Annotated in this window: 33 protein-coding genes; 4 read left to right on the top strand and 29 right to left on the bottom strand. The window is 37.7% G+C overall.

The window, feature by feature from the left end:
- Positions 1-257: 257 nt before the first annotated feature.
- The 9 genes from CIL05_RS16660 to metG form a co-directional block, all read right to left on the bottom strand.
- Positions 258-440: a small, acid-soluble spore protein, alpha/beta type gene (locus tag CIL05_RS16660; protein ID WP_095656672.1), complete on the bottom strand. Its 183-nt coding sequence runs from the start codon at positions 438-440 to the stop codon at positions 258-260.
- Between the two features lie 133 nt (positions 441-573).
- Complete coding sequence (gene veg, locus CIL05_RS16655; RefSeq protein WP_095656671.1) at positions 574-840, bottom strand: biofilm formation stimulator Veg; 267 nt, start codon at positions 838-840, stop codon at positions 574-576.
- A 164-nt stretch (positions 841-1,004) separates the two neighbouring features.
- Positions 1,005-1,313, bottom strand: a complete 309-nt coding sequence (locus tag CIL05_RS21965) for a hypothetical protein (RefSeq protein ID WP_133065306.1) — start codon at positions 1,311-1,313, stop codon at positions 1,005-1,007.
- Positions 1,314-1,509: 196 nt separating this feature from the next.
- The gene (gene yabG / locus CIL05_RS16645; protein ID WP_095656669.1) at positions 1,510-2,379 is read right to left on the bottom strand and encodes a sporulation peptidase YabG; all 870 of its coding nucleotides are present in this window, start codon (positions 2,377-2,379) and stop codon (positions 1,510-1,512) included.
- 120 nt (positions 2,380-2,499) lie between these two features.
- Positions 2,500-3,378, bottom strand: coding sequence for a 16S rRNA (adenine(1518)-N(6)/adenine(1519)-N(6))-dimethyltransferase RsmA (gene rsmA / locus CIL05_RS16640; RefSeq protein ID WP_095656668.1), 879 nt, complete (start codon positions 3,376-3,378; stop codon positions 2,500-2,502).
- Positions 3,371-3,943, bottom strand: a complete 573-nt coding sequence (gene rnmV / locus CIL05_RS16635) for a ribonuclease M5 (protein WP_095656667.1) — start codon at positions 3,941-3,943, stop codon at positions 3,371-3,373. The genes rsmA and rnmV overlap by 8 nt, the downstream gene beginning before the upstream one ends.
- Positions 3,944-4,017: 74 nt before the next feature.
- Positions 4,018-5,286: a resuscitation-promoting factor gene (locus CIL05_RS16630; protein ID WP_095656666.1), complete on the bottom strand. Its 1,269-nt coding sequence runs from the start codon at positions 5,284-5,286 to the stop codon at positions 4,018-4,020.
- A gap of 264 nt (positions 5,287-5,550) precedes the next feature.
- Positions 5,551-6,324 carry a TatD family hydrolase gene (locus CIL05_RS16625; RefSeq protein ID WP_095656665.1) on the bottom strand — a complete coding sequence of 258 codons (774 nt, stop codon included), beginning with the start codon at positions 6,322-6,324 and terminating at the stop codon, positions 5,551-5,553.
- A 65-nt stretch (positions 6,325-6,389) separates the two neighbouring features.
- A complete protein-coding gene (metG, locus tag CIL05_RS16620) occupies positions 6,390-8,402 on the bottom strand; it encodes a methionine--tRNA ligase (protein ID WP_095656664.1) in 2,013 nt (670 codons plus the stop codon).
- Between the two features lie 911 nt (positions 8,403-9,313).
- Between metG and abrB the strand changes: the two genes are divergently transcribed.
- Positions 9,314-9,616, top strand: a complete 303-nt coding sequence (gene abrB, locus CIL05_RS16615; protein ID WP_095656663.1) for a transition state genes transcriptional regulator AbrB — start codon at positions 9,314-9,316, stop codon at positions 9,614-9,616.
- 58 nt (positions 9,617-9,674) lie between these two features.
- On the opposite strand, the gene rsmI is transcribed toward abrB, so the two are convergent.
- From rsmI to CIL05_RS16545, 14 genes are all read right to left on the bottom strand, one after another.
- A complete protein-coding gene (rsmI, locus tag CIL05_RS16610; RefSeq protein WP_095656662.1) occupies positions 9,675-10,550 on the bottom strand; it encodes a 16S rRNA (cytidine(1402)-2'-O)-methyltransferase in 876 nt (291 codons plus the stop codon).
- Positions 10,528-10,821: a GIY-YIG nuclease family protein gene (locus tag CIL05_RS16605; protein ID WP_095656661.1), complete on the bottom strand. Its 294-nt coding sequence runs from the start codon at positions 10,819-10,821 to the stop codon at positions 10,528-10,530. Before CIL05_RS16605 ends, rsmI begins: the two co-directional genes overlap by 23 nt.
- On the bottom strand, positions 10,808-11,554 hold the full coding sequence (locus CIL05_RS16600; RefSeq protein WP_095656660.1) for a tRNA1(Val) (adenine(37)-N6)-methyltransferase: 747 nt from the start codon (positions 11,552-11,554) through the stop codon (positions 10,808-10,810). Before CIL05_RS16600 ends, CIL05_RS16605 begins: the two co-directional genes overlap by 14 nt.
- Before the next feature lie 75 nt (positions 11,555-11,629).
- Positions 11,630-11,977, bottom strand: coding sequence for a DNA replication initiation control protein YabA (gene yabA, locus CIL05_RS16595; RefSeq protein ID WP_095656659.1), 348 nt, complete (start codon positions 11,975-11,977; stop codon positions 11,630-11,632).
- 14 nt (positions 11,978-11,991) lie between these two features.
- Positions 11,992-12,816, bottom strand: a complete 825-nt coding sequence (locus CIL05_RS16590; RefSeq protein WP_095656658.1) for a PSP1 domain-containing protein — start codon at positions 12,814-12,816, stop codon at positions 11,992-11,994.
- 6 nt (positions 12,817-12,822) lie between these two features.
- Positions 12,823-13,812, bottom strand: a complete 990-nt coding sequence (holB, locus tag CIL05_RS16585; RefSeq protein ID WP_095656657.1) for a DNA polymerase III subunit delta' — start codon at positions 13,810-13,812, stop codon at positions 12,823-12,825.
- Between the two features lie 20 nt (positions 13,813-13,832).
- Positions 13,833-14,264 (bottom strand): YaaR family protein, encoded by a 432-nt coding sequence (locus tag CIL05_RS16580; RefSeq protein WP_095656709.1) that lies wholly within the window; start codon positions 14,262-14,264, stop codon positions 13,833-13,835.
- A gap of 193 nt (positions 14,265-14,457) precedes the next feature.
- Entirely contained in the window at positions 14,458-14,787 is a 330-nt protein-coding gene (gene darA, locus CIL05_RS16575; protein WP_095656656.1) for a cyclic di-AMP receptor DarA, read from the bottom strand.
- 14 nt (positions 14,788-14,801) lie between these two features.
- The gene (tmk, locus tag CIL05_RS16570; protein ID WP_095656655.1) at positions 14,802-15,434 is read right to left on the bottom strand and encodes a dTMP kinase; all 633 of its coding nucleotides are present in this window, start codon (positions 15,432-15,434) and stop codon (positions 14,802-14,804) included.
- Positions 15,435-15,452: 18 nt separating this feature from the next.
- Entirely contained in the window at positions 15,453-16,865 is a 1,413-nt protein-coding gene (locus CIL05_RS16565) for an aminotransferase class I/II-fold pyridoxal phosphate-dependent enzyme (RefSeq protein ID WP_095656654.1), read from the bottom strand.
- 75 nt (positions 16,866-16,940) lie between these two features.
- A complete protein-coding gene (locus CIL05_RS16560) occupies positions 16,941-17,132 on the bottom strand; it encodes a sigma factor G inhibitor Gin (RefSeq protein WP_095656653.1) in 192 nt (63 codons plus the stop codon).
- A 70-nt stretch (positions 17,133-17,202) separates the two neighbouring features.
- A complete protein-coding gene (locus CIL05_RS16555) occupies positions 17,203-17,466 on the bottom strand; it encodes a pro-sigmaK processing inhibitor BofA family protein (RefSeq protein WP_095656652.1) in 264 nt (87 codons plus the stop codon).
- Positions 17,467-17,652: 186 nt separating this feature from the next.
- Positions 17,653-18,915, bottom strand: coding sequence for an MFS transporter (locus CIL05_RS16550; protein ID WP_165769149.1), 1,263 nt, complete (start codon positions 18,913-18,915; stop codon positions 17,653-17,655).
- Positions 18,916-19,142: 227 nt separating this feature from the next.
- Positions 19,143-19,682, bottom strand: coding sequence for a hypothetical protein (locus tag CIL05_RS16545; protein WP_095656650.1), 540 nt, complete (start codon positions 19,680-19,682; stop codon positions 19,143-19,145).
- A gap of 224 nt (positions 19,683-19,906) precedes the next feature.
- Between CIL05_RS16545 and CIL05_RS16540 the strand changes: the two genes are divergently transcribed.
- Together CIL05_RS16540 and CIL05_RS16535 are read left to right on the top strand one after the other, a co-directional pair.
- Complete coding sequence (locus tag CIL05_RS16540) at positions 19,907-20,224, top strand: acyl-CoA thioesterase/BAAT N-terminal domain-containing protein (RefSeq protein ID WP_095656649.1); 318 nt, start codon at positions 19,907-19,909, stop codon at positions 20,222-20,224.
- Positions 20,225-20,268: 44 nt separating this feature from the next.
- On the top strand, positions 20,269-21,168 hold the full coding sequence (locus tag CIL05_RS16535; RefSeq protein WP_095656648.1) for an acyl-CoA thioester hydrolase/BAAT C-terminal domain-containing protein: 900 nt from the start codon (positions 20,269-20,271) through the stop codon (positions 21,166-21,168).
- Positions 21,169-21,267: 99 nt separating this feature from the next.
- Here CIL05_RS16535 and CIL05_RS16530 read toward each other — a convergent pair whose 3' ends face one another.
- The 6 genes from CIL05_RS16530 to dnaX all read right to left on the bottom strand — a co-directional run bounded on the left by CIL05_RS16530 (position 21,268) and on the right by dnaX (position 25,282).
- Positions 21,268-21,465 carry a hypothetical protein gene (locus CIL05_RS16530; RefSeq protein ID WP_095656647.1) on the bottom strand — a complete coding sequence of 66 codons (198 nt, stop codon included), beginning with the start codon at positions 21,463-21,465 and terminating at the stop codon, positions 21,268-21,270.
- Between the two features lie 226 nt (positions 21,466-21,691).
- The gene (locus CIL05_RS16525; protein ID WP_133065305.1) at positions 21,692-21,916 is read right to left on the bottom strand and encodes a hypothetical protein; all 225 of its coding nucleotides are present in this window, start codon (positions 21,914-21,916) and stop codon (positions 21,692-21,694) included.
- Positions 21,917-22,350: 434 nt separating this feature from the next.
- Positions 22,351-22,566, bottom strand: a complete 216-nt coding sequence (locus CIL05_RS16520) for a YaaL family protein (protein ID WP_095656645.1) — start codon at positions 22,564-22,566, stop codon at positions 22,351-22,353.
- A 15-nt stretch (positions 22,567-22,581) separates the two neighbouring features.
- Positions 22,582-23,178, bottom strand: coding sequence for a recombination mediator RecR (gene recR / locus CIL05_RS16515; protein ID WP_095656644.1), 597 nt, complete (start codon positions 23,176-23,178; stop codon positions 22,582-22,584).
- Between the two features lie 18 nt (positions 23,179-23,196).
- Positions 23,197-23,517 (bottom strand): YbaB/EbfC family nucleoid-associated protein, encoded by a 321-nt coding sequence (locus CIL05_RS16510; RefSeq protein WP_095656643.1) that lies wholly within the window; start codon positions 23,515-23,517, stop codon positions 23,197-23,199.
- A gap of 76 nt (positions 23,518-23,593) precedes the next feature.
- Positions 23,594-25,282 carry a DNA polymerase III subunit gamma/tau gene (gene dnaX, locus CIL05_RS16505; protein ID WP_095656642.1) on the bottom strand — a complete coding sequence of 563 codons (1,689 nt, stop codon included), beginning with the start codon at positions 25,280-25,282 and terminating at the stop codon, positions 23,594-23,596.
- Positions 25,283-25,777: 495 nt separating this feature from the next.
- Between dnaX and CIL05_RS16500 the strand changes: the two genes are divergently transcribed.
- Positions 25,778-26,485: a hypothetical protein gene (locus tag CIL05_RS16500; RefSeq protein WP_095656641.1), complete on the top strand. Its 708-nt coding sequence runs from the start codon at positions 25,778-25,780 to the stop codon at positions 26,483-26,485.
- Positions 26,486-26,544 lie beyond the last annotated feature (59 nt).

Here is a 26,544-nt window from a genome sequence, read left to right as displayed (position 1 = left end):
TTAAAAAGATAAACAAATTGTAACATATATCGAAAGGTGAAGGCGACTGCTAAGAAGCCAACACATAAGTAAAGGACTGGAGAGATGCGGTTTTTTTGCTGATATACACTATAACTAGACTGCGGATGATAAAATCACATTCCGGGTGATATATTCAGCTCTCCGGGCGATATATTCGCTCTCCAGATGATATAACCGCTTTCCGGCCGATAAAACTGTGCGGTCACATCTTCTCACAACAAAAAAGCAAACCCGCACTAGGGTTTGCTTTTTTGATCCATATTCTGCTCGGCTATTTCGATTGCCCGTTTCACCATATTCCCGGCATCTCTTGCTTTGATGCCGCCCCAGCCTTCTTGTTGTACAGTGTCGTAAAATCCTAACTCTTTGGCTATTTCTTCTTTCAATTGGTCTGACATGATCCCACGTCGTCTGCCCATGAAAGAACAACCCCTTTCTGTTATGAGTTCTTACGACATTTATAGTTTGTGCGAGTTATAATATAAAAAAACAGTTACTTATATGTAAAAAAGGATATTTCAGGCAAAACAAAAGCAATAGACATGTACTTGTCTACTGCTCAAGAATTGCTGCTATTGTTCTTTCATCCGTGAAATTTAATTCTACAGTTTCTGTTAATACGTCTGCATAGCTGTATGAAACACGTTCGAATGCATTTTCGTCTTGGTCCAGCTCAACAACAAAAACAGAAGGATACATTTCTGCTAATATTCCCGATCGAATAATCGTTTTCCTTCTTCCACCGTTAGCTTTTAATTTCAAACGTTTTCCAACGTTACCTTCAAGACCTTGCTTAATTTCGATTAATGTTTTAGCCACTACACTCCACCTCACTGTATTTATCATACCATAAGCTTGTTTAATAGTCAAATGAAACTTTATATTATAACAGTATACCGTTTTTCATGTCAACACTAAATTTTGCTTATTTGATTTTATTATTAGCAAATGTTAGCAAAATATGTATTATTTCTTTACTATTTTCATAAAAGATAGGAAATTTGGTTTCTCGTCCCACTAAAATGTTTTTTATTATTGCTATAAAAGATATAAAAGACGACGTAATTAGAGGTGATGAATGGTGCGTAATTATCGCTCCAGAAATATACTTCGCGGACCTTAGGGCGGCTGATGATCCTCCTCGAGCTGTCGAAGCTGTCCTTGTCCTGCTCAGAACAAAGGTTTTCGGTGGGGTGAGTAATCGCAGTCCCACCACGTGTCAGAAAACCCCGCAGAGTGGGTTTAAGGAGATGGAAGGCGAAAAACGCAACGTCCTGTTGCAACGCCTTCATAACTAACATCCTGTTAGCCCGAGGCAGAAGCCGTGCCCGCGAAAAACAGCTAAGCGTATACGTCTTCCTTTACATCTACTGCGAAGTTAGATGCAACTAAATTTACGAAAGTATCCTAAATACATGTGTAGTTTGTACAAAAGTAATAAAATAAATCTTGCCTTCCGTGTGTTACGAAGACAAGATTAAGATACTTTTAATCACCCGAATCCTCCTCCAGATATGGCATACCTGTACGCAAGAGTCCTCTCGTTTCCACACCGCCCATTCCTTTTTCCCCGGAAAATGTATTCCTAAGAGCGTCCCAAACACTTACTTTTTCCATAAATGATGTGTATGCAATTTTTGCTGCAATATAAACGGGATCCAGTGCATGAATATTAATTCTGTATGGTGAGCTTGCAAAATTGGCTCCAGCGCGTATGAGTGATTCAAAGTGAGATTGGCATGCTCCTGCAAAAATAACAAGCTGATCCAAATGTGGATTGATTCTTCTGGCTTCCCTAACTGTTTCAGCAAAGTACTTAGAATGCCTATATGCGTTAAGATCTCCTTTCCTACCTTTATTTTTAGAAAAAGCATCATGTCCTGTAATAACAATAATATCTGGCTGGATTTTTTTCACCAAAGCTCCGATCTCCAGTGGCATATCTTTTTCATTTAAATGAACACCATGAACCTGCAGACCAACTCGCTGATATAATTCGATACATTTTTGTAAATAAGTTTGATCACCATCTAAATGAAGTACCTTTGCAGGTAATTGGAAAAACTCGGATGTATGATGATATCCATCTGTTGATTGATATTCTCTTTTTTCCTTCATTAATTGATAATCCTGTCTGAATAAACGATAGGAAAAGTCTTCTTGTTCCTTTCCTTTTTGGCGTATTTTTTCCAATTCTCTTGCCTGGACGCGAACAAGATCGCTGGTTGAAGCATCTGCCTCCAAACGGAAATCCGCACCATATAAATTAGCAACATCATTTTTCACGGCTGCCACTCGAAATAACAAATCATGCTGATATGATTTTCGTGTAACTAACTCACCTTTTGAATAGCCCATATATTCACCTCACAGCCTTCGTTCAAGCATTCCTCCTATAGACTATGAGGGTTGGTGCCTATTTGTGCCATCTGACCTGAATAAAGGAGCTATCGCCTTTTCTCAGCAATAGCTCCTTTATTAATTAACCGCATGATAAAAACCATTCGCCAACAGCGCGAATTCACCCATATCCAGTGATTCTCCACGCCTTATCCCGTCAATGCCGATATCATCCAGCATATGCGTTATTGTTTCTTTATCATATGTTCCTTTAAAGTGACTTGTTAAATTATTTCGGAGTGTCTTTCTTCGTTGTGCAAAGCATGCTTGTACAATGTTGAAGAAGTAGTCCTCATTTTCCACATGAACCGGTGGCTTCTCCCTTGTAACCAATTGTAAAATGCTTGAATCAACATTCGGCTGTGGCATGAATACACTTTTAGGCACATTCATAACGACCTCAGCTTGTGTGTAATACTGAACCGCTATCGTTAGCGAACCATAGCTCTTGCTATTTGGTTTTGCTGCCATCCGCTCTGCTACTTCTTTCTGAATCATTACAGTCAAACTATCAACAGGCAGTTTTTCACGTAATAATTTCATTAGAATTGGGGTGGTAATGTAATAAGGCAAATTAGCCACGATACTTACTGCTTGATCAGGTCTGAAATTCATTTTAATGGTATCAGCTACATCCGATTCTAGAATGTCCTGATGCACAATATCAATATTGCTGTAATCCTGAAGCGTATCTTTTAAAATTGGCAATAAGCGTTGATCAATTTCATAGGCAACAACCTTATCCGCATGAATTGCCAGCTGTTCTGTCAATGCACCGATTCCCGGCCCAATCTCTATTGCCCCGGTATCCTTATCAATCCCTGCATGTTTAATAATATTTTCAAGTATATTTACATCAACCAGGAAATTTTGGCCTAAGCTTTTTTTGAATGAAAACTTATATTTTGCCAAAATCTCTTTTGTACGTGTTGGAGTAGCTATATGCTTTTTAGGCATCCTTATTTTCCTCCTGTTGCAGCAGCTCTTTTACTGCTTCTTCAAATTGTTCTTTAGTAATCTTAAACATTGTCAGCCGTTTTAATAATTGTTTTCCATTAGTATGTCCGATTTGTAATAACTCACCAAGCTTTTCCCTGCGTATACTTGCACCGGCACCGCCGATAAGTCCATGGTTTACTAAATCCTCTTTCTCTATGTCACTTTCTTCCAAGGCGACTAGTTCATACACATCTGAAAGTGCCTGTCTGATTGCTTCAGCAGATGCATGCTCAATACCAAGACTTTTATTATGCGGATGTTTAGCCCTTGCTTTATCCTGTGTTAGAAAAGCATGTTTACAGCCTGGTACCGCCTGATCCACAATATGGCGAATCCGTTCACCAGGATAATCCGGATCAGTAAAAATAATGACTCCTCGTTTTTCCCTGGCATGCTTAATCCGGGTTAAAATTTCCTGATTGATGGCTGAACCATTAGTTTCAATTGTGTCTGCATTGACCGCATGGTGGATTTTCGCAGTATCGTCCCTGCCTTCCACAACAATAATTTCTTTGATTTTCAAAATATTTCCTCCACGTGAAAAAAATAATGCTCCTACCATAATAGCATGGCAAGAGCATTTATCCTATATTCAAATTAATTCAGAACCTTAACTGTAACCGTTTTTCTTCCCCATTTATATGCAGCTGATTTTGAAGGTACATGAACATCAATCCGATTACCTTTAATATGTCCACCAGTATCTCCAGCTATAGCTTCACCATATCCCTCAACCCATACTCTTGAGCCTAGAGGAATTATATTTGGATCAACTGCAATTACCTTCATGTTTGGATTGGCCGCTAAATTGATTCCTGTAGCTGTAAAACCGGAACATCCGCTGCAGCTTGCTGTATATGCACTTGCACTCATGGTAAATACCTTACCATCCGTATTTGCCTTGGAAGATGACGTATTCGATGTGCTGGACTTCTTGCTTGAATTGGCTGAATTAGATTTCTTACTTGATAATGTTACCAAATTAGTCTCTTTTTTCTGCACCGGTTCTTTTGTGCCGATTGCAACAACCTGATTCTTACTGTCTTCTGTTACTTCTTCACTTACTAATTCACGGCTGACTTCTTTCCCGTTTTCATATAGTACTTCATATTTTTTCACAATTTTACCTGCTTGCCCCTGTGTAACAACCTGTTCCTTCCCTTTCAGAAGGGAACTGTCATTTTTCTTTTCTGTATCAAAAGCTACTTTTTCCGTAACCTCTTCTGTTTCCTTCTTTACTTGGACAATTGTTATCGTTGTATCTTTAGTTACCTTTTCATCAATAGCTGGTTTAATTTTATCCAGCTTTTTATTGACCTTGATTTGATTGGAATCCAGTAGTTCTCCTACCGTACTGCCTGTAGTCCAGACCCGCTTCTCTTTACCGCCATCATTAATGGTAACTTCGTATGCTGTTGCAACTTCTATATGTAGTCCATCTTCAATTGCTTCTGTTCTGTCGTGTGAAACATCATCACGATCTGCAAATGAAAGGTTTTCTTCTGATAAGAATTCATCTATGGTATCTGTTGTTGTGTAAAATACCTGCTCATCGCCATCAATCGTCACAACAACCTCTTTTGCTGTATCGTACTTAATTTCCATACCGCTTTCGATCTGAGTATCCAAACTATGTGATAGTTCATCATGCTCGCCAACGTTAATTCCTACTTCCGCCAGCAGTTCTCCAACTGTATTTGTGTGTGTGTTTACTGTTTGTTTTTCATCATTATCTGTGACTACTACTTCCGCTTTCGTTGCTTCAAATAGTACCAACCCTGAAAATAAAACAAGTGCCAAAACACCAATACTTGAAATAACCAGCTTCATTTTCGATGCCGGCAATAGCTTTGAAATAATTCGCATGCTTCTGCCTCCTTATACGAGACCGATTATATAAACAGTTAAATGTAAAGTCAAAGCAATTTCGATTACGTTTAGTTTACAATTAGATTACAACTAATATTTTTCATAGTTTTTAGTACACCTAAAACAGCCAAACCTGTTGGTATACATAGGTTTACCCAGCTCTATTAATTTGCAAAAAAATAAGACTGGTATCTGAACCAGTCAGGGAAAAGTATCCTTATTTTGCTATCTTTTTTACATAAAAATTTCATTTTATAAAACTTACAATTGTTCTATTCCAAAAAGTTTACATGCATTTTTCGTCGTAGTTTTACTTATTTCCTCAAGAGGCATTTCTCTTAGCTCTGCGATTTTTTCTGCCACCAATTTTACATATGCCGGTTCATTTCTTTTCCCCCGATTTGGATGTGGTGCAAGAAATGGTGCATCTGTTTCTACTAATAATCGGTCTAAAGGAACCTGGGCAGCGACCTCTTTAGGCTCTTTTGCATTTTTAAATGTAACAGGACCTCCCAGTGATATGTAAAAGTTCATATCAAGACATGCTTGAACATAATCTACAGAATCATTATAACAGTGCATTATACCACCCACTGCCTGTGCATCTTCTTCCTGCAGAATTTCAATAATATCTTCCGTTGCCTCACGATTATGAATAATAATTGGCATCTTTACTTTTTTTGCCAACTGAATTTGCTTACGGAAAACTTCCTTTTGGATTTCCTTTGGGGATTTATCCCAGTGATAATCCAAGCCCATTTCCCCAATCGCCACCACTTTGGGATGAGAAGATAATTCCTCAATCCAAGCTAAATCCTCATCTGTCATATCAATTGAATCGACGGGATGCCACCCGACTGCTGCATAAATCGTTTCATTTTGCTCGGCGATTTCTATTGCTAATGGGATTGTTTTACGATCAAAGCCGACTACAACCATATAGTTGACCCCTGCATCAAATGCACGCTGGATCGTTTCCTCACGATCTTCCATAAATTGATCTGCATTTAAATGAACATGTGTATCGAATAACATACATTTCATCCTTTCAAATTTTGCTGTTAAAAAATACCCTGCCATGTTGAGCAGGGTATTTTTGTTTAAGAGATAACCGAGCCGTTGGCAGCTTCTGCCGGTGCTTCGATGATTTGCAGTTTTCCATCATGTTCCGAAGACAGTATCATTCCCTGGCTGATTTCCCCACGCATTTTACGGGGCTTTAGGTTTGCAACAATAACAACTTTTTTGCCAACAAGTGCTTCAGCATCCGGATACCATTCGGCAATACCGGAGAGAATTTGACGGTGTCCCGCGTCCCCTGCATCCAGACGAAATTTCAGTAATTTATCCGCACCTTCTACTTTTCCGCATTCAATTACTTCAGCGACTTTTAATTCTACTTTATCAAAGACATCATATTTTATTTGTTTATCCTTTACCGAAGCCAGTTCTGTTTCTGTTGGATCCCATTCAGCTTCTTCTTCTGCCTGAGAACCGCCGGACATTTGGTCTTTAATATAGGCCACTTCCTCTTCACTATCCAAGCGCGGGAAGATTGGTGTTCCTTTTTCGACAACTTTTGCGTTTTCTGGGAAACCACCGAAATGAACTGCATTCCATTCTCCGGCAGTGTCACCCTCAATACCCAGCTGGGTGAAAATTTTGCCTGGTGCGTGAGTCAGGAATGGCTGAAGCAATGTTGCAGCAATCCGCAGACTTTCTGCAAGGTGTAACATAACACTTGCTAATTCAGCTTTTTTCTCATCATTCTTTGCCAATTTCCAAGGTTCGGTTTCATCAATATATTTATTGGCACGTGAAATCAATATCCAGACATTGCTGAGCGCACTACTAAATTGCATGTTATCCATTTCTTTTTGATAGTTTACAATCACATTTTCTGCCGTTTCTTTCAAGTTCTCCTCAAATGCTGTAACATTCCCGTTATACGCTGGTACTTGGCCATCGAGGTACTTATTGATCATGGCTACAGTACGGTTAAGCAGGTTACCAAGGTCATTGGCCAGGTCATAGTTCACACGGGAAACAAAGTCCTCCGGTGTGAAGACACCATCACTTCCAAATGCAACCTCACGCATTAAGTAGTAACGCAATGCGTCCAGATCATAACGCTCAACAAGCATTTCAGGGTACACTACATTTCCTTTTGATTTGGACATTTTTCCATCTTTCATTAATAGCCAGCCATGTGCAAAGACTTTCTTAGGCAGCGGAAGATCCAAGGCCATTAACATAATTGGCCAATAAATTGTATGGAAACGCACAATTTCTTTTCCGACCATATGCACATCTGCAGGCCAGTATTTGTCATATAATGTAGTATCATCTGTACCATATCCAAGTGCTGTTATATAGTTTGCCAATGCATCAATCCATACATACACAACGTGTTTTGGATTGCTTGGTACTTTAATTCCCCAGGAGAAAACCGTTCGGGAAACAGCTAAATCTTCCAAACCTGGTTTAATAAAGTTATTAATCATCTCATTTTTACGGGATTCAGGCTGAATAAACTCCGGATGTGTATTGTAATAATCCAACAAACGATCCGCATAGTTACTCATTTTAAAGAAATATGACTCTTCCTTAATCAATTCCACTGGATGCCCACTATCAGGTGACTTTCCGGCAATTACATTTCCGGCTTCATCACGTTCAGCGTCTACTAATTGTGTTTCTGTATAGAAGGTTTCATCAGGAATGGAATACCAGCCTTCATATTCATCAAGATAAATATCACCCTGCTCCAGAAAGCGTTCAAAAATGTCTGCTACTACCTGTTTATGAGTCGTTTCTGTTGTACGGATGAATTTATCGTTACTGATTTCGAGTAATTTCCATAATTTCTGCATACCCTCTGCCATGTCATCAACATATTCCTGTGGTGAAGTATTTAATTCCTTCGCTTTGTTTTCGATTTTCTGCCCATGCTCATCACTTCCGGTTAAGTAAAAAACATCAAAGCCGAGCATTCTTTTGTAACGTGCCATTACGTCACAGGCAATTGTTGAATAAGCATTTCCAATATGCAGCTTGCCACTTGGATAATAAATTGGTGTAGTTATATAAAAAGTTTTTTCATCTTTTGGCACTGTTATACCTCCTCAGGAACCTTCGTATCATTAATTAAAAACTATTTCTATTGTAGCGATTATAATGTATTTTGCCAAATACTTAAGCAAACATGACTCCAATTTAGCTAATATTATCTATAAATAGACAAAAACCATGTAATTATTCTAGGTGTTTTTCTAAATGTTTGGGACTGCACACTGCTCGTCCCATCGAAAAAATATTGTTTTTGCCACAGAAGCTATAAACTGCGACGTATGCGCTTGGTTATTTTCCGCTGCGGACCGTTGCTTTTTAGCGGGCACGGCTTCAGTCTCCTCGAGAAAACCACTCTGCGGGGTCTTCAGACACGTGCTTTTCCCGCAGGAGTCGACTGCCCTGCGCCTCCAATCAACCATCATAAGAGTGGATAGTAATTGTTTGATTCAATCAAGTGATAATTCACTTTTTAAAGTTGAAAGCACCATCCCAGCGGAGGAAATACACGGAGACTCCTGCGGGAGCAGAGGCCTAGATGAGACCCCGCAGTGCGAAGCATGAGGAGGCTCATCAGCCACCCGCGGAAAGCGTAGTGTATTTCCGTAGCGATTGATGAAATTATCACTATTGATTTTACGTCGCACTTTCTATCCACTGTGAGGATTAAAAAACAATAAAACTAACGGAAAGTCTAACATCAAATCAGTGAAGAGTGCCATATTACAGTATTTATCAATGGATCATCAAATATTCCCACTTGTTTTATTTTTCATAAATCATTATTGACATAAAATGGATTGATTGGTATTCTATTCTTTAGATAGATGTCGAAATATGACGATTTTTTTTAGCTGATAAGAAATTACTCCTTTTTGCTAGAAAATTATTTAAAAAGCTGGATGCTACTGCATTATAATAGCAGTATTCTCAGCCTTTTAGAGGGGGAAGAAAAATGAAGTCTACCGGAATTGTACGAAAAGTTGATGAGCTTGGGCGTGTCGTGCTCCCAGTTGAACTGAGACGTACACTTGATATCCATATAAAGGACGCCATGGAGATTTATGTAGATAATGACAAAATTGTTTTAAAGAAATATAATCCAGATATGACATGCCAGCTTACCGGTGAAACTTCTGACGAAAATCTGTCATTGGCAAATGGCAAATTAGTCCTCAGCCCGGATGGGGCAAAACAATTAATTGAAGAGATTCAGTCACGTCTGGATACACAGGCAGTTTCACATAAGGAAGAATAGAATAAGTTACAAAGAGGGCTAACGCTTGCATATTGCACGTCAGCCCTCTTTATTTTAATTATTCAACATGAAATATTTGGTATACCTCTCGTTTGGGCAACTTTCTTTCTGCAGCCACCTGTTTAATGGCATCTTTACTGGAAAAATCCTTTTCTTCTATATAATAGCTAACGTGATCAAGAACAGATAAATTACTCCACCATAATATGGTATCCTGTTCACTTTCGTCAGAAGGGTTCCCTTCGACAATGATGCAAAACTCACCCTTTAATTCCTTCTCATCTGTCCAGGCAATAAGCTCTTCAGTCGTTCCACGCACATATTCCTCAAATCGCTTTGTTAATTCCCGAGCAACTGCTATATTTCGTGAACCCAGTTTTTCATGCATTGCCTTTAATGTATCCTTAACTCGGTAGGGAGATTCATAAAAAAGCAGGCTTGCCTTCATACTTTTTAATCGTTCTATCTCTGCCTCTTTATCCCGCTTTTTCCTAGGTAAAAATCCATAAAAGTAAAACTCATCTGTTGGCAGTCCTGAGCCAATTAATGCACAAACCGCAGCATTTGCTCCAGGTAAAACAACGACCGATTGATCTCTATCAATGGCAGCTCGTACTAACTCATACCCAGGATCAGAAATAGCAGGCATTCCAGCATCACTCACAATCGCAATGGATTCGCCATTCTCTACTCGATAAAGCAATTGCTCCACCCGTGAAAGCTTATTATGTTCATGGTAGCTGATAAGTGGTGTGGCTATTTCAAAGTGATTGAGCAGCTTTTTTGTATTTCTTGTATCTTCTGCAGCAATAATCGTGACAGACTTCAGAATTTTTAATGCACGATACGTAATATCCTCAAGGTTTCCAATGGGAGTTGGAACGACATATAAAATGCCCTTTGTATCATCATCAAAGCTCTTTTGTATTTTCAAATTGCATCACTTCTTTCAGCTTGTTTCGTATGAGTTGGAATTTTTCTTTACGGTCCAATTGTTTGATCTCATATTCCTTCTGCATTGCCTTTTCCTTTGTTGGAAACTTCTCGATATAAACCACCTGAAACGGGCCACGTCCCCGGGTATATTTTGCCCCTTTTCCTTCTGTATGCATTTTAACCCGGTGTTCCAGGTTATTTGTATATCCTGTATACAGTGAATTATCCTTGCATTTTAACATATAAACAATGTGCTCATAATCTGCCATATATAATACCCTCTGCTTCTTTTGTGTATGTTCCATCTTCATTATAAATATACAATGGGGGCAAAATCTTCAAATCTGCTTTGCCATCACGAATTCCTTCCACTAACAGCATATTAGCATCCTTCCCTCGCTTTGGATAAACAAACTGGAGTCGTTTCGGCTCAAGCTTATACTTCCGAAATAATTCGATAATATCAACAAGTCTTCCCGGCCGATGAACCATCGCTACCTTTCCACCCGGACGCACATGTAACTTACATGCTTTCACAACATCCTCCAATGTACAAAAAACTTCATGCCTTGCGATCGTTAAATAGTCATTATGATTATACTCATTTTTTGAAGGTGTCTTAAAATACGGTGGATTGCATGTAACCACATCAAAGCTGCTTTGCGCGAGTACTGGCTGCATTTCTTTTAAATCACCATGAATGACAGACAATTGATCTGTTAGTCTGTTAAGTTCTATATTTCTTTTTGCCATACTGAAGATTCGTTCCTGGATTTCCACACCGGTAATTTTGGCTTTTGTTCTATTTGATAATAATAGTGGAATTACACCATTTCCTGTACACAAATCCAAAATGTTTCCCCTTTTTATTGGAACATAAGCGAAATGAGCTAGCAATACCGCATCCAGTGAGAATGAAAAAGCAGACGGACTTTGAATAATCTTCATACTTTCATCTGCCAGTAAATAATCGAAACGTTCATCATCTATTAGTTGTACCATAATTAAATCCCTTTCCTTTAAAAACTCCCCTAATAAAGAAGCTGTCTCAGGATCTGAGACAGCTTCTTATCTAACCTACTTTGTTTTGTTTAGGAAATCAAGACAGAACATGCAATCCTCGTTTCTTCTTGGACCCCCAAATTCCAGATTACAAATATGGAAACCTTCTTCATAAAGTCTGGCTAAATTGTCATATCCTTCACTTGGAAAGCCTTTTTTGGAAGTAGTTCCACTTTCTTCTTTCTTGCTTTCTTCTGTATGGTGCTCCAGATGATTCCGCAAGTTGTGATTTTCCATAGCAAGCCGATGGTTTTCTTCCAAAACATCACTTAATCTCCCTTTTAATTCTCCAAGCTGTTCATATAGTTCGCCAATTTGTTTTTCCATATCTGACACTTGATCAAATATTTGTCTGTTATTCACGCCTACTCACTCCATTATTCTATGGCCTGCGCTAATATTCCTTCTTCTATCAGTTCATCTAAAGTATATTCTATTTCGCTTTCTTTTTCTGGAATTTCGATTTGGATGAGTCGTTCAAGGATGTTTATACCAACTACTTTTCCTTTGCCATAAGGGGTTTTAATAGCTTGCCCAATATCAGGTAATTCACGCTTTGCCGTTTCATAATTATCATTTTCATATTTCAGGCAGCACATCAATCTGCCACATAATCCGGAAATTTTCGCCGGATTTAAGGATAGGTTTTGGTCTTTTGCCATTTTAATAGAAACAGGCTCAAAGTCTCCTAAAAATGTCGAGCAACAAAGCATTCTGCCACATGGGCCAATCCCGCCAAGCATTTTCGCCTCATCACGAACTCCGATTTGACGCAATTCTATCCTTGTTTTAAACATTGCTGCCAGATCTTTTACCAGATTCCGAAAATCCACGCGACCTTCTGCGGTGAAATAAAAAATAATTTTATTACGGTCAAATGTATATTCTACCTCTACTAGATTCATATCCAGCTTATGTTCAATAATCTTGTTTGTACAAGTTTGAAAAGCTTTCTCCGCATGTTCCTGATTTTCAACAACCGTTAGTTTATCCTTTTCACCAGCAATTCGAAGTACTTTTTTCAGGGGAAGGACAACATCTTCCTCATCCACCTGTTTACTGGCAATTACAACTTTCCCAAACTCAATCCCACGTACGGTTTCCACAATAACATAGCTATCTAATAAAATTGTGTGCTCGCCGGGATCAAAATAATATATTTTACCCGCTTTTTTGAAGCGGACTCCAATAACTTCTATCAATTAATATCACCTCTGTATTTGAAGTGTCAGCTGTTCAATCACTAAAGTAGGATGAACATTTTGCTTCAATTTTCTTTTTGCCTGTAGAATAGCGTTTAGAATGTTTACTACCTTTTCCTGTGAAAAATACATCGCTGCTTTTTCAGGCAATGGGTCATTTGGGGTAAATACTACCATCCCCGAATTATTTCCGATATGGAAATAAAGAATATCCTTAAAAGCTAGAAGCAATAAATCCAGGCCTTGCTCCTGCTCGGTTCGTTCTTTAAAATGGGGCACCCAATGGTTATGTACAAATAAATAAACATCATCAGGAACCTTTGAAGACATTTCTACTAATTGTATCACTATCTTTCGGGCTGAAGCAAACCACTCATTTTCATTCCAAGCGAATGCATCATCCAGATTATTAGTCAAAGCACTCATTAAAACTGCATTTTCCTTTGACATCCCCTTTTCCATTAATTGCTTTTGGAAAGATACCGGATTCAGTGGCTGCAGATCGATTATCTGACAACGTGACTTAATCGTCGGGAGAATGGACTGACTATTTTCAGTCAGCATAATTGCGGTTGTTTGTTTACTTGGTTCCTCTAAAAACTTCAGTATTCGGTTTGCTGCATTTGTGGTTAATGTATCAGACCCTTTTATTATATAAACCTTCCTGCTGGATTCCAGCCCTGTATAGGTAAATTCCTTTTGTAAATTTCTAATCTGCTCTATTTTAATCGATTGCCCCTCTGGTTCAATCCAATGAACATCGGGATGATTACGGGAGGCAACTCGCTTACATGCATTACATTGATGGCATGGTTCGACATCTGTTTTATTTTCGCAAAACAATCCTTTCGCAATTAATAAAGCAATTGCCTCTTTACCAGTACCACGTGCTCCCTGAAGTAAATACGCATGAGAAATACGGTCTTTTTTTATGCTGTTTGTAATGATTTTACTAGCCAACCCTTGAACTTCTGCCACTTCAGACCATGATTTCATAAGTATCCGTCTCTTTTCAATTAAGTATATAAATTAACCAGCAGTCCTTTTATTTCGCCAATCAGGCCAAGGATATCTACTGTCTTTTTTTCCTGGTTCATCATTTCCTCGGTTAACTCCAATAATTTCTCATCAACTTCTTTTACGATTGCCAGTTTTCTGTTTTGTCCATCTAAAGCAAAACTATGTGATTTTTGCAAATTGAGTCCGTTATATACGGTTTCCTGTAAAAATCCTTTAATCATTCGTTTGAATTTCGCGAGATCGCGAAAGGTGCGGAAACGGGAAAGCTTGTCTCCTTGTACTGTAATATGCTTCATTAATTGCTGCAATTCCTGCTGCTTTAAATTTTGTGTCTGGGACTGAACCAATCTATTAAACGCCTGTGTCTCAGCAGCCGGGCGTGTAAATTTTGTATCTGTTCTTGTCTGCATTTCATGGCTGATTTTCATAGACTCAGTCCCTTTCTCCATTTCACCGCAGTTGAAATACACTTCGCTTTCCGCAGGCGGCTGGTGAGCCTCCTCGTGCTACTCGTCTTTAGGGGTCTCACCTATGCCTTTCCTCCTGCTGGAGTCTTCGTGTATTTCATCTGCTAACGATAATTTAGCTTCTTAAAAGTAAAAGTTTAATAAAAAGGCACTCTTAAAATTGGAAAAATGATTCAATTGGCAGAATAAAGCAGGTTGCTCCACCAACTTCTACTTTAACGGGCTTCGGAATATAGGAATCCGCATTTCCTCCCATTGGTGAAATAGGTGCAACCATCTGTTCACGGTGAGAGCAATTAACCTTAATAACTTCTAAGGCTTCATCCACATATTCATCCTCACAACCGATCATAAGTGTTGTATTACCCTCTTTTAAAAAGCCACCAGTTGTTGCAAGCTTGGTTGTTTGGAAGTTTTCTTCTCCCAGTGCGTCGACGAGACGATTAGAGTCCTTATCCTGAACAACAGCAATAATTAACTTCATGTTGCATACCTCCCTTACTTTTTTTGTAAAAAGGAAATAATATAATTCAATACAGCTTTCTCAACCTGCTCAATCGTTTGATCAGCATTAATTGTGTGGATCCGATCTGGGAATCGATCTGCAAGTATTTGGTAACCGTCATATACCTGTTCATGGAAATATACCTTTTCCATATCCAAACGGTTTCTTTCTCTATCTTTATTCGCCGAGATGCGTTCTAATCCCTTTTTTGGTTCAATATCGAAAAATAATGTTAAATCCGGCATACAATCCTTGATCGCAAATTGATTAATGGTAAAAACTTCATCAATCCCAAGGCCCTGCGCATGCCCTTGATAGGCAAGGCTTGAGTCAATGAACCGGTCACATAGAACAATTTTACCCGCTTTTAATGCCGGTAATACCTTTTGTATTAGATGCTGTCTACGTGCTGCTGCAAACAGCAATGCTTCTGTCCGCTTTTCCATTTCGGTATTTTCCGGATCAAGAATGATTTTTCTGATTTTCTCAGCTATTTCAATACCGCCAGGCTCACGTGTAGCCAGCACATCAAAGCCCAGATCGCTTAGCTTTTTATTCAAAGAATGGAGAATAGAGGTTTTACCAGCACCCTCGCCACCTTCAAATGTTATAAATTGTCCGTTCACGCGTCTTCTACTCCTTCTTCACTTCCTGTAAACCCTGATGCCATCCATTTCACGCTGTTGGATACGAACACCCTGGATGTTTAATTGTTCCATGACATCAATATGTTTTGCTGTGATTTTTTCTCCTTTAAGGATGAGAGGGATCCCTGGCGGATAAGGAATTACCGCTTCTGCTGCTATATATCCAACTGCCTCTGCGCGAGACAATTGTAACGTCTGTAATTGATTCATTGCTTGATACGACAAAGCTAATTCTTCAATAGTTTGTGGAAAAAGCTTCGCTACATCTATTGTATCATGGTTTGAGTTATTTTTTAATTGCTCATTGACTCTTTTCACAGCTTTTTTCAATTGATTCATTTTTTGAAAAGGCGCAAGCCCATGGATAAACAAAATTTGATTATGTGTAACAAGTTCCGGATAAATACGTTGCCCTTCAAAAAGACTCGCTGCTTCCTTTGCAGAAGTTCCCTTTTTCAATTGTAATGATATTTTTAATGGATCGTCCGTCGGTACTATATTCCAGTGATCTGAGTCTTCTAAAATCCCCCTTACCTTTGATGCACTTTGAAGAACACTGTCAATCACTTCACTTTTTAAGGTGGCCAAAAATGACCTTGCTATATCCAGGGATGCCATTAATGGATAGGAAGGGCTGCTCGATTGAATCATCTGCAAATAATGCGCAACCTTTTCTTTAGAAACAAGTTTAGATTTTATATGTAAAAAAGAAGCCATCGTCATCGCAGGAGCCATTTTATGCGCAGATTGGACAACGACATCAGCACCAAGTTCAAGTGCAGAAGCTGGAAAAGGGTTCCCAAGAGAAAAATGAACACCATGTGCTTCGTCTACTAAAACGGGTATATTATATTCATGTGCTAAATCTGTCATTTCTTTTATTTCATAAACTTTCCCGAAATAATCAGGATATGTCAGCACTATTGCTTTTGCATCAGGATGTTTTTGTATCGCTTCCGGTAAAGTTCTCATAGAAGGATTTGTATAACGGTCAACCTCAGAGTCGTATTCAGGTGCAATAAATACCGGCTTTGCCCCACTTAATTCCAGCCCATTCATAATCGATTTATGACAGTTACGCTGGACAATAACCTTATCTCCCGCAGAGCATGCCGCTAAAATCATTGCCAAATTGCCAGCAGTACTTCCACCTACAAGAAAAAATGTATGATCAGATTTAAAATAATCAACTGCCAGTTTTTCTGCTTTGGCAATTGCCCCTGTTGGTGCATGCAGGTCATCAAGGCCTGGGAGCTCTGTCATATCAAGCTTTAGAATGGAATCAAAATATTCACGGGCATAATCAGGAAAAAGCAATCCATTTTTATGTCCAGGTACGTGAAAGGATATTGGTTTTTCATCATCAAATAACTTTAATGTCTGATAGATAGGGGTTCGGTGATGCTCCATTTTAATCTCTCCATCTTTTATAGGGTCTCTTTTATTATACCAGACCAACAAAAAAAGCCTTTGCAAGCAAAGACTCTATGAATATAGTTTTGGTTTATTTACATTTTTTAGCTTTCTCAAGTAATAGTTGTATTTTTCCTCTCTCGGTTCTGTATGGATCATGTTGTGCTCACAGTCCGTACAAATAAACGTGGTATACAGATGAATTCCTCTTTCTTTCTCTTCTTCACAAATACCACATTTTTCAAATGGAATTGTTTGTTTCATTTTCCCCACCTCCGTTAGAAATTAGTATCTCCCAATCTAACAGAATTTATACAAGGAAACTTTGAAACTTTTATATAATAAATAAATGAATCGCAGCAAGGGAGGCTAGTCCAAATAACCCTAAAAAACCTGAAACAATTACTGTAAATAGATTAATAGGAATATGAAGCCCAATTGCCCCCCCGAAAACATTGAAGAAAAATAAAAATAAGATGCCAATTCCTAATTTAACGGTAGTATGTCCCATAAAACGCATTGGTTTTGCTGGAGCACCAACCACCAAAAGTAAAACAATTAATCCAATCATAATCGAAATAACCAGTGTAGAACTCAAAGCAAATCAGCCCCTTTATCTTTTCCCCTTTTTAGTACATATGATGGGAAACTTGAAAAAAGAACAGGAAAACAGGGTCTGATACTGTATTTAATTTCTTTTAAAACCTATGCTTGTACTGATTTCTCAAAAGTTCTACTTTTGTATAATGGGGCGATTATTGTTCAACCGCCCCTGAAACCCAAATCATGATTGCTCCTCTTTAATTGCTGGTAACCGTAAAGATTCTGCAGTCAGCTCCGAGATTTTCGGCATTTGTCGTAAAGTCGGATGACATAGCCAAATGATTACCTCAAAGAACAGGATAAGCCCAAAGAATAAAAAGGCGATTCGCAAATCAACGATTGTTCCCAAATATCCTGCAAGAAGAGAACCTAGTGGCATAGATGCAGTGCTCATACTAACAGAAACTGAATTCACACGACCGATAAAATTAGCGGGAATTGTTGCCTGAATTGCTGACGGAACGATTATATTTGACACACCTACTGGCAGCCAAACAAGACCAAAAAATATTAAACTAATTACAGGTGTTGTACTCCATGCGGAGATAATCCAACAAACCGTTGCCGCACTAAACGCAACAATGTAAAAGGTTCCCATCCGTAAATGTTGGATACCGGGAGCGAGTGCAGAGCCAAGTAAGCCACCAATAGATAAAACAGCTAAATAATAGCCGTAAAGTGCCGGTCCACTTTGTAAATCAGCAAAAGCAGGTAATAATGCCATAATACCGCCGATCGCAAAATTCGTCACGATGGCACCAAGTGTAAACAAACCAAGCACAGAACGAAAAACATAACTAAATCCCAATCGTAATTCCATTTTGTATTGAGCTACATTTTCCAGTAACGTTGCACTAGTTCCAGGCCCATCAACTTTTTTGGGTATTCTAAGTGCCATAAATAGCATAGCAGCCAAGATAAATAACAGGGAATCCATTGCAAATAACCACACAACCCCAATGATTGCAACAAATACTCCGGCTATTGCATTTAAGATAAAATCAATTCCCTGATAAGCAAAAGAAAAATAGGTATTAGCAGTCACCAATTCTCCTCTTTTTACTATTTGCGGTAAGACTTTAGTTTGGGCTGGATAGACAAATTGTTGAATCATCGAAACGATAGGCAGCAATACCAAAACCCAAAATACAGTTAATTGATCAAATAAGGCTAACAACGGAATTATAGCAATCAAGACACCCTGCAGTGCTTGTGTCCACACAAGGATGGATTTGGTTGCCCATTTATCAACAAGTGGTCCAGTGAGGAACTGCAATGCCCAGGGAACCGAAGTTAAAAAGCCTGCAAGTCCCGTATAAAATGCATTTCCAGTTAAATCATATACAATCCACATCGCTGCAATATAGTAAATGCTATCCGCTATATTTGTTAAAATACGTCCTGCAAATAACGCAAAAAATTGTTTATTTTTAAGTAATCTCATCATATCCCTCACATTTTTTAGTGTATTGGTTCATACAACAATGAAAAATGCAGGGGTCTATTCAACAAGTTTATATTAAATAATCCACCACAGCTTTTTTTTCAGTGTTATATGCTGCTTCGTTATTTACTAAAGACACCATCAATTCATCCACTCCTTAAGTTAATTAGTTCTATTTAATCACAATGAGTTAATTAAGAATAGATTAATTTTTATTTTTAGGAAATTCAATATTTAATAATTAATTTTTTGTCTTCTTTATACTCTTCAAATAAGTTATTTATATGTTCATCCACTTCTTGTCCCCATGTTTCAAAATCATCGGATGGCTCCCCAATTATTTCATCGATATATTTCTCAACGTATAATTGCTTTGTATATGTATTATCTTCCCAAATTTCATAGTATTCTTCAGGCGACACATCAAATAAAGATGCTTGTTTTTCATAAAATTCCTGTTCTTCAATAACTTCAAATCTTTCAACTGGATCAGAATTAGGGTACACCAATTGTTTTTTTTCTTCGATTTCTTCCTTAGACACAGTAATCCCACTATCTTCCGCTTCCAAAATTACGATCTCTTGCTTCAAGTAGTTATAAATAGAATTTTCCGGGTCTTCATCTAAAGAATATTGCCAAAGTATTTCCTTAATCTTAATCTCGTCTCCGTTTAAGATTGCCACAACATCTTCTTTTTCATATTCTTGGTCAGTACAGGCTGCTAATAAAATTGTACAAAATAATAATATATTTAATTTCCATCTCATTTGCTGTCACTCCCAAAAATAAGCTTATCTACACTATATGGTTAATTGAATATTTACACAATAGTAAGTTTTGTTTGCGCCCCTACCACCTCATCGTAGTATACACTTCCCATTCCGATCTTTTGCATTAAATTTCACATGAAATATTTAAAGGAAATAATTCATGCATCACGAAATAGTAGTTAAGAAGAGAAAATTTAACTTGGTAGAAAGGCGTGTAAATAATGGACAAAAAACTTCACTTTCATTCAAATCATTCTTTCAGAGATGCTCCAATTGATATTCGAATAAGAAATTTATCTTCATTTAATGAAGTGACTCTTTTTGCTGAAATGCGAGATAACTTTGGATCCCTTTGGAAGTCTAACGCAAAGTTTAAGGCTAACAGTAAAGGAGAAATTGATCTAGCAATCGCAATGCCACTAGCTGGCACATATTCTGACCGGGATAGTACAGGTTTATTTTGGTCGATGTTGCCTGTTTTGGATGATGCTCCGAAAATTAGAACCCCTTTGCAGCCGTTAATAACCAAATTACATTAAAACAAAAGGGAAAAGTAATTGAGGAGGAGAGTATAGTTCGTCTTTTGACAAATCCTGAAGTGGAAAGACTTCCAATTAGAGATGAAGGGTTAGTTGGAACAATGTTTCTTCAAAAGAAATCAAATAAATATCCGACAATTATTGTTTTAGGAGGATCTGAAGAAGGTTTGCGCGAGGGAGATTCTGCTTTATTAGCGTCTCATGGATTTAATACTTTTTCCTTAGCTTATTTTGGAATTGAAAAACTGCCAAGCGAGTTAGTACATATTCCCATTGATTATGTTGAAAAAGCTCTGAATTGGTTAATGAACCAAAGGGACATAGACCCGAACAGAATTGGTGTTATGGGAACATCAAAAGGTGGGGAACTAGCTCTCTTAAGTGCTTCTATGCTTCCAAGCATAAAAGCTGTCGCAGGCTATGTACCAAGCTCTGTTGTTTATCCTGGAATTGGAAAGAGAGGATCAGAACTTTCTTCATGGACTTATCAAGGTGATGAAATCCCCTTTGCAACTGGTAAAGTATCGGAAGCTGAACTACAGCAGGACAAAAGGGAAGCGAAAACAGGGCTTCAGTTTACTTATAAAAATATATATTTACAGATGGCTAAAGGACAGGAAAAAGCTGAAATACCTGTAGAAAAAATTAATGGGCCAATTTTGTTAATATCAGGTGGAGATGATCAATTATGGCCTTCAGAAGAGCTTTCCGACAGAGCTATCCGTCGTTTAAAGAAATACGGACATCGTTTTACTTATGAACATATTACTTTTCCTCTTGCTGGTCATTCAATTGGTTCTCCAAATCTACCAACGACAATGTCAATGGAAGCTCCATTCGGTCAAGGTGTGAAATTACTACTTGGAGGAACGCCAAAGGATAATGCACACGCTCAGACAGATGCGTGGGAGAAAGTGAAAAGATTTTTTAAAGAAAACCTTTAGTTAGTTATCTCAAGTTTCTCAGACAAAGGGACTGAATCACAGTAAATTCAATCCAAGTAAAATTGATGTCAGTCCCAATGGTTTGGTTCCAAACCTGTTTTAAAAACGGTTGTTATCCATATGATTTTTGATATCATGCATAATTTTTTCTTTATATATTCTTTCCGATTCGCTCATGTTTTTCTCCTTCTCTTCAATGGATATCTTTTTCCCCTTTAATTTCGCTAAAAGGTCTACAATGACACCTATTAATAGTATTCCTCCGAATAAAATCAATATAAAACCCCATAAAGGCATACCATGACCCTCCTCAATGTTGAAATTAACTTTCCAGCACTAATTGTCAATGTCACTTGTTATTGTATCAATGTTATCAAATGCCTTTTCTATTAAAATCGCCCGAAAATGAAACACTTTAAAAGAGCCCCCAGCTTCCTACGTTAAATACATCTTATATTATTTATACGATTACAGTTATATATAGTTTCATTATTCCTAAAATTCCATGTGCAGCAGCACCCTTTCATACAATAAATGATAATGTAAACCACAAACCTGCAAATCCAAGATCCAAAAGATATCTTTTATCATTTTTCAGTTGAAAAAATGTTTCAAAACTATCAAGAATCGAACCTATCCCTGCCAATATGAAAATTAATCTTAGATAGATGAAGTCAGAATTAATGATTACACCAAAAATCAGTAAAATCACCATTAATATTGCAATGGATATTCTTATTATAATCATTGGTTTAGTACTTTTGACCTTACTTTCTTGAAAAAATAATCCCACTCAATAACAGCTCCTCATTCATTAAACAATGATATTATTCCTTACCACAAGAATAACAACGCTTATCCCTATCGTTCTCACCGTACATGCGTAGCTCCCTTTTTAACCCATGATAAAATATGTCCTTTAGTACTTTTATCGACAACCTTATCACCTCAAAAAAATTCGCTTTCTCAATACATACCATTTATAAAATATTTCATCATAGATATTCAGTTAATTACTCTGTTATATATGCCAATTTAGAGATCCCTCTTTTTCCAGCAATAATAAAACGACCACCAAATTGAACGATACAAATTGGTGGTCTTCTATAAATGGTCGTCATAGGCAAGATAAAGGAAATTCCCTTATATCCTCTTTTTAACAGTGGTATTTCCTCTAAAAATTCAGATCCGTCTTATCGCACTTAATTTCCGCTGTCTTGCTTCACGCAGCAAAAATAAATACTTCGCTTTCGCTAAAGCTTCTGAATTACTGCCAGCAAAGGTTGGCTCCATGCTTTTCTCCATTAATGATTCGATCTGCTTCCATTCTCTTTCTAATTCAAAAATCGCATCTAACAGTTCTTCATCAACAACACGTTTTATTCGTTTCTTCCCCATGTGCTCACCTAACTTTTACAAATCTCTTCTACCCTCTAATGCTTTTGACAATGTCACTTCGTCTGCATATTCTAAGTCACCGCCAACAGGCAAGCCATGTGCAATTCGTGTTGTTTTAATTCCTGATGGCCTAACGAGACGTGAAATATACATAGCTGTTGCTTCTCCTTCGATGTTTGGGTTTGTTGCAAGGATGATTTCTTCAACTTCTTCATCCTTCAAACGATTTAGCAAATCAGGTACATTAATATCCTCTGGCCCGATGCCATCCATTGGGGAGATTGCACCATGAAGAACATGGTATTTCCCGTGATATTCCTTCATTTTTTCCATTGCAATAACATCTTTTGGATCCTGCACTACACAAATTATTGATGAATCCCTTGATGTATCCTGACATATCGCACATGGATCCTGATCTGTGATATGTCCGCAGATGGAGCAATGCGACAGCTCCCGCTTCGCATTAACCAGTGAATTTGCAAATTCCAGCACATCATCATCTTTCATATTCAAAACAAAAAAAGCCAGTCGGACTGCCGTTTTCGGTCCAATCCCCGGCAATTTTGTAAAACTGTCAATCAGTTTTGATATCGGTTCTGGATAATACATTAGAATTCCTCCTAGAATTTAGAACATTCCAGGCATATTCATCCCTTTCGTGAATTGGCCCATTGTATCATTTGTTTTATCATCAATTTGTTTAATAACGTCATTTGTTGCTGCAAGAATAAGATCCTGAAGCATTTCGATATCATCCGGATCTACTACCTCTTCTTTAATTTGCACATCTGTAATTACCTTTTGCCCATTTGCAACAACAGTAACCATACCGCCGCCTGCAGATGCTTCAAAAGTCATTTCATGCAGCTCATCCTGTGCCTTCATCATTTTCTTTTGCATTTTTTGCATTTGCTTCATCATACCGTTCATATTTCCCATACCTTTCATGGAAAACGCCTCCTTCTAATTTTCATTATTTTTTATCATTTTTTCCAGTGTGCTATACCCGCTACACTTTTCTATTTTAATCATGAATTTCCAGCAGGTCATCTCCAACAAGCTTCCTTGCTTCTTCCACGAATGGATCGGGTTCCTGTTCCTCATGATCTGTTGTTTTTTCTTGGTTTTTTATATAGTCCGCACGTAGTTCCGTCCAATTATTTTCCGGAATTGGTATAATGGTTAAATTTTTCCCCATCACACTTGCCAGTACGGATTCAACTACCTCCCGATTATCGAGAAATAGGGAACAATGGATTTCATATTTAAACGCCACAACCAGTGCCTCTTCTGACGCAGCTGCAGGCTTACTATCCTGAATAGTTGCATGTGCAGGCGCATTTGTACCTTTTAGTTTTGATAAAAAGTTAGCCCATTGTGACTGGACATTTTTCAATGCCTGTTTTTCTGCCTGTCTCAATACATCACGAATTCTTTCATTTGGAACTTTATAGCTGTTTTTTGAACCTCTTGACTGCGGCCTTCTCGCCTCACGCTGTGGTGTGGGCTGGGCACTGACTACCGGGTTTTGTTTTAGCATATTTAGTTCTTTTTCCAATTGTGCCATTTTGCCCGTAAGATTTGCAACTGCCTCGGAGTCCTCTGCTTTGCCTGAATGCTCTTCCTTCAGGTAACGGTTCGTAATTGTTAATATGGCTATCTCAATAAATACTTTCGGGCTGTTCGTCCATTTTATTTCCTGCTGACATTGATTTAACTGCATAATTGCATCTTGGATCCAGTTAATCGATACAGCATCTGTTAATGCGTGAAAGCTCTCATCCACTCTGGCACGTTCCAATAATTCTTCCAGCGATGGTGCACTTTTGAATAGTAATAAGTCGCGCATAAAATAGATTAAGTCATATACAAAACGTCCAGGGTCTTTTCCACCTTGAATTAATTGATCCAGAAGCTGTAATGCATGCAGTACATCTTTTTCATGCATTGCCTTTACTATATCTGTCAGGACGCTTTGCGAAACTCCACCGGTAACAGCTAGTACGTCTTCTAATTCAACACGTTCATCACTATACGAAATTGCCTGATCCAAAGTACTTAAAGCATCGCGCATGCCACCTTCTGCTGCCAGGGCAACTGTTTCCAGTGCTTCCTTTGAAACTGAAACATTTTCTTCCCCAATAATCGTCTGCATACGATCAACAATCGTCTGATTTGATATTGGTTTAAAGTCAAAACGCTGACATCTTGAAAGTATCGTTAATGGAATCTTATGCGGTTCTGTTGTAGCCAAAATAAATACCACATGCTTTGGTGGCTCTTCCAATGTTTTTAATAGTGCATTAAATGCATTAACAGAGATCATATGCACTTCATCAATAATATATACCTTGTAAGGCACAGAACTTGATGCATATTTTACTTTATCACGGATATCACGGATATCATCAACACTTGTATTTGATGCGGCATCAATTTCAATTACATCAGAAATTGAACCATCCTGAATTCCGCGGCATGCCGCACATTCATTACATGGCTCTTTAACAGGTGAACGTTCACAGTTGATTGTTTTCGCAAAAATCTTCGCAGCACTCGTTTTCCCTGTACCACGAGGGCCGGAAAAAAGGTAAGCATGTGAAAATTTCTCCTGAACAATCGCATTCTGCAATGTTCGGGTTATATGTGTTTGTCCAACAACGTCCTGGAATTCCCTAGGGCGCCAGACGCGATATAATGCTTGATAACTCATATTATTTACCCCTCTATGATCTCCTTTTAATTATACCCGATTTTGGGGGTGAATGTGAACCATTTAGTGAAACTCCATGATGATATTATAAAAAATGACATTAATAATTTATGAAATATTATTATTGAGAAATAATTAAAAATTTGTGTCATTAAATCATTTGTAATCTTCCATCACGGATAAATTCTCCAAAGGGTATAAGATTTTCATATAACTGGAAAAGTTGATAGTAATTCTTTAAATTATAGGGTGAAAATTTGTCGAAATAGTGGTTATTTTCCCAATATGCATTTCCTCGTTTTTGTGATACGATTACTTTACAAACTATTAAACTATTTGTATTGGAGGTGTGGATATGGATTAAGATTTTACAAGAAGGAAATCAAAATTTTAAAGATATTTAATAAAGCTACAAAGTAATACCGTTTTAAATGATTGGTAGAATTATCTAAATATTATATAAATGACAAAATAATTATATTAGGAGGTTTGTAAATGGTTAAAAGATTTTTTAGGGTCTTTCTGCTGGCTTTAATATCTATTGGTGTAGCTCCGGTTTTTGTTAATGCTCAGGAAAATATTGACTCACCGAGTGAAGAACTTACTTTAGAAGTAATAGAAAACAGCGCAGATAAGGTAGTAATTGACAGAGCAGACTATGATTCTGATATTGAATTTAATGAAAACGTTAATAAGTATATTAATGATTCAAATATTATGGGGGTTGCTGTAATTGATACAAGAGAATCAATTAGTTTAAAAGATAATGATTTGATAACCCCAAAAGGAATATTGCTGCCATATTTAAGTAATATACGAAACCTTGGACAATCAGCGTTCAGTAGTGAATTACTAAATACAATTTGGGCACAACCAGGAATACCTGCTACTTTAACAAATAGTTATTCTGTAACAACAAATTATTCAAATTCTACAAGTATAAGTTCACTTGTAGTTACAACGTCTCTAGGTTTTAATGTAAGTAAGAGTCACACTGTAACTTATACTGGCGGACCTTATACAGCCCCTAAAACTCATAACGGAAAAAAAGTAGACCATGTAAGAATATATGCAAATCCTGTTAAGGTTAAATATAGATACGATATATATAAACCACGACGGAATAAGTATTATAAAGCAGGAAATGGACAAGCAAATAAACCCGTTGGAGTATTTTATGGCAAAGAATTCCGTTATCAATAGAAGGTGTGAGTAATTGTTTGAAAAAGAAAAAAATCGATTTATTTTTTGTGTAATTACTA

The organism is Virgibacillus profundi (genome assembly GCF_002287375.1).
Classification (GTDB): Bacteria; Bacillota; Bacilli; order Bacillales; family Amphibacillaceae; genus Virgibacillus_K; species Virgibacillus_K profundi.
This window is presented reverse-complemented; position numbering and strand designations above follow the sequence as displayed.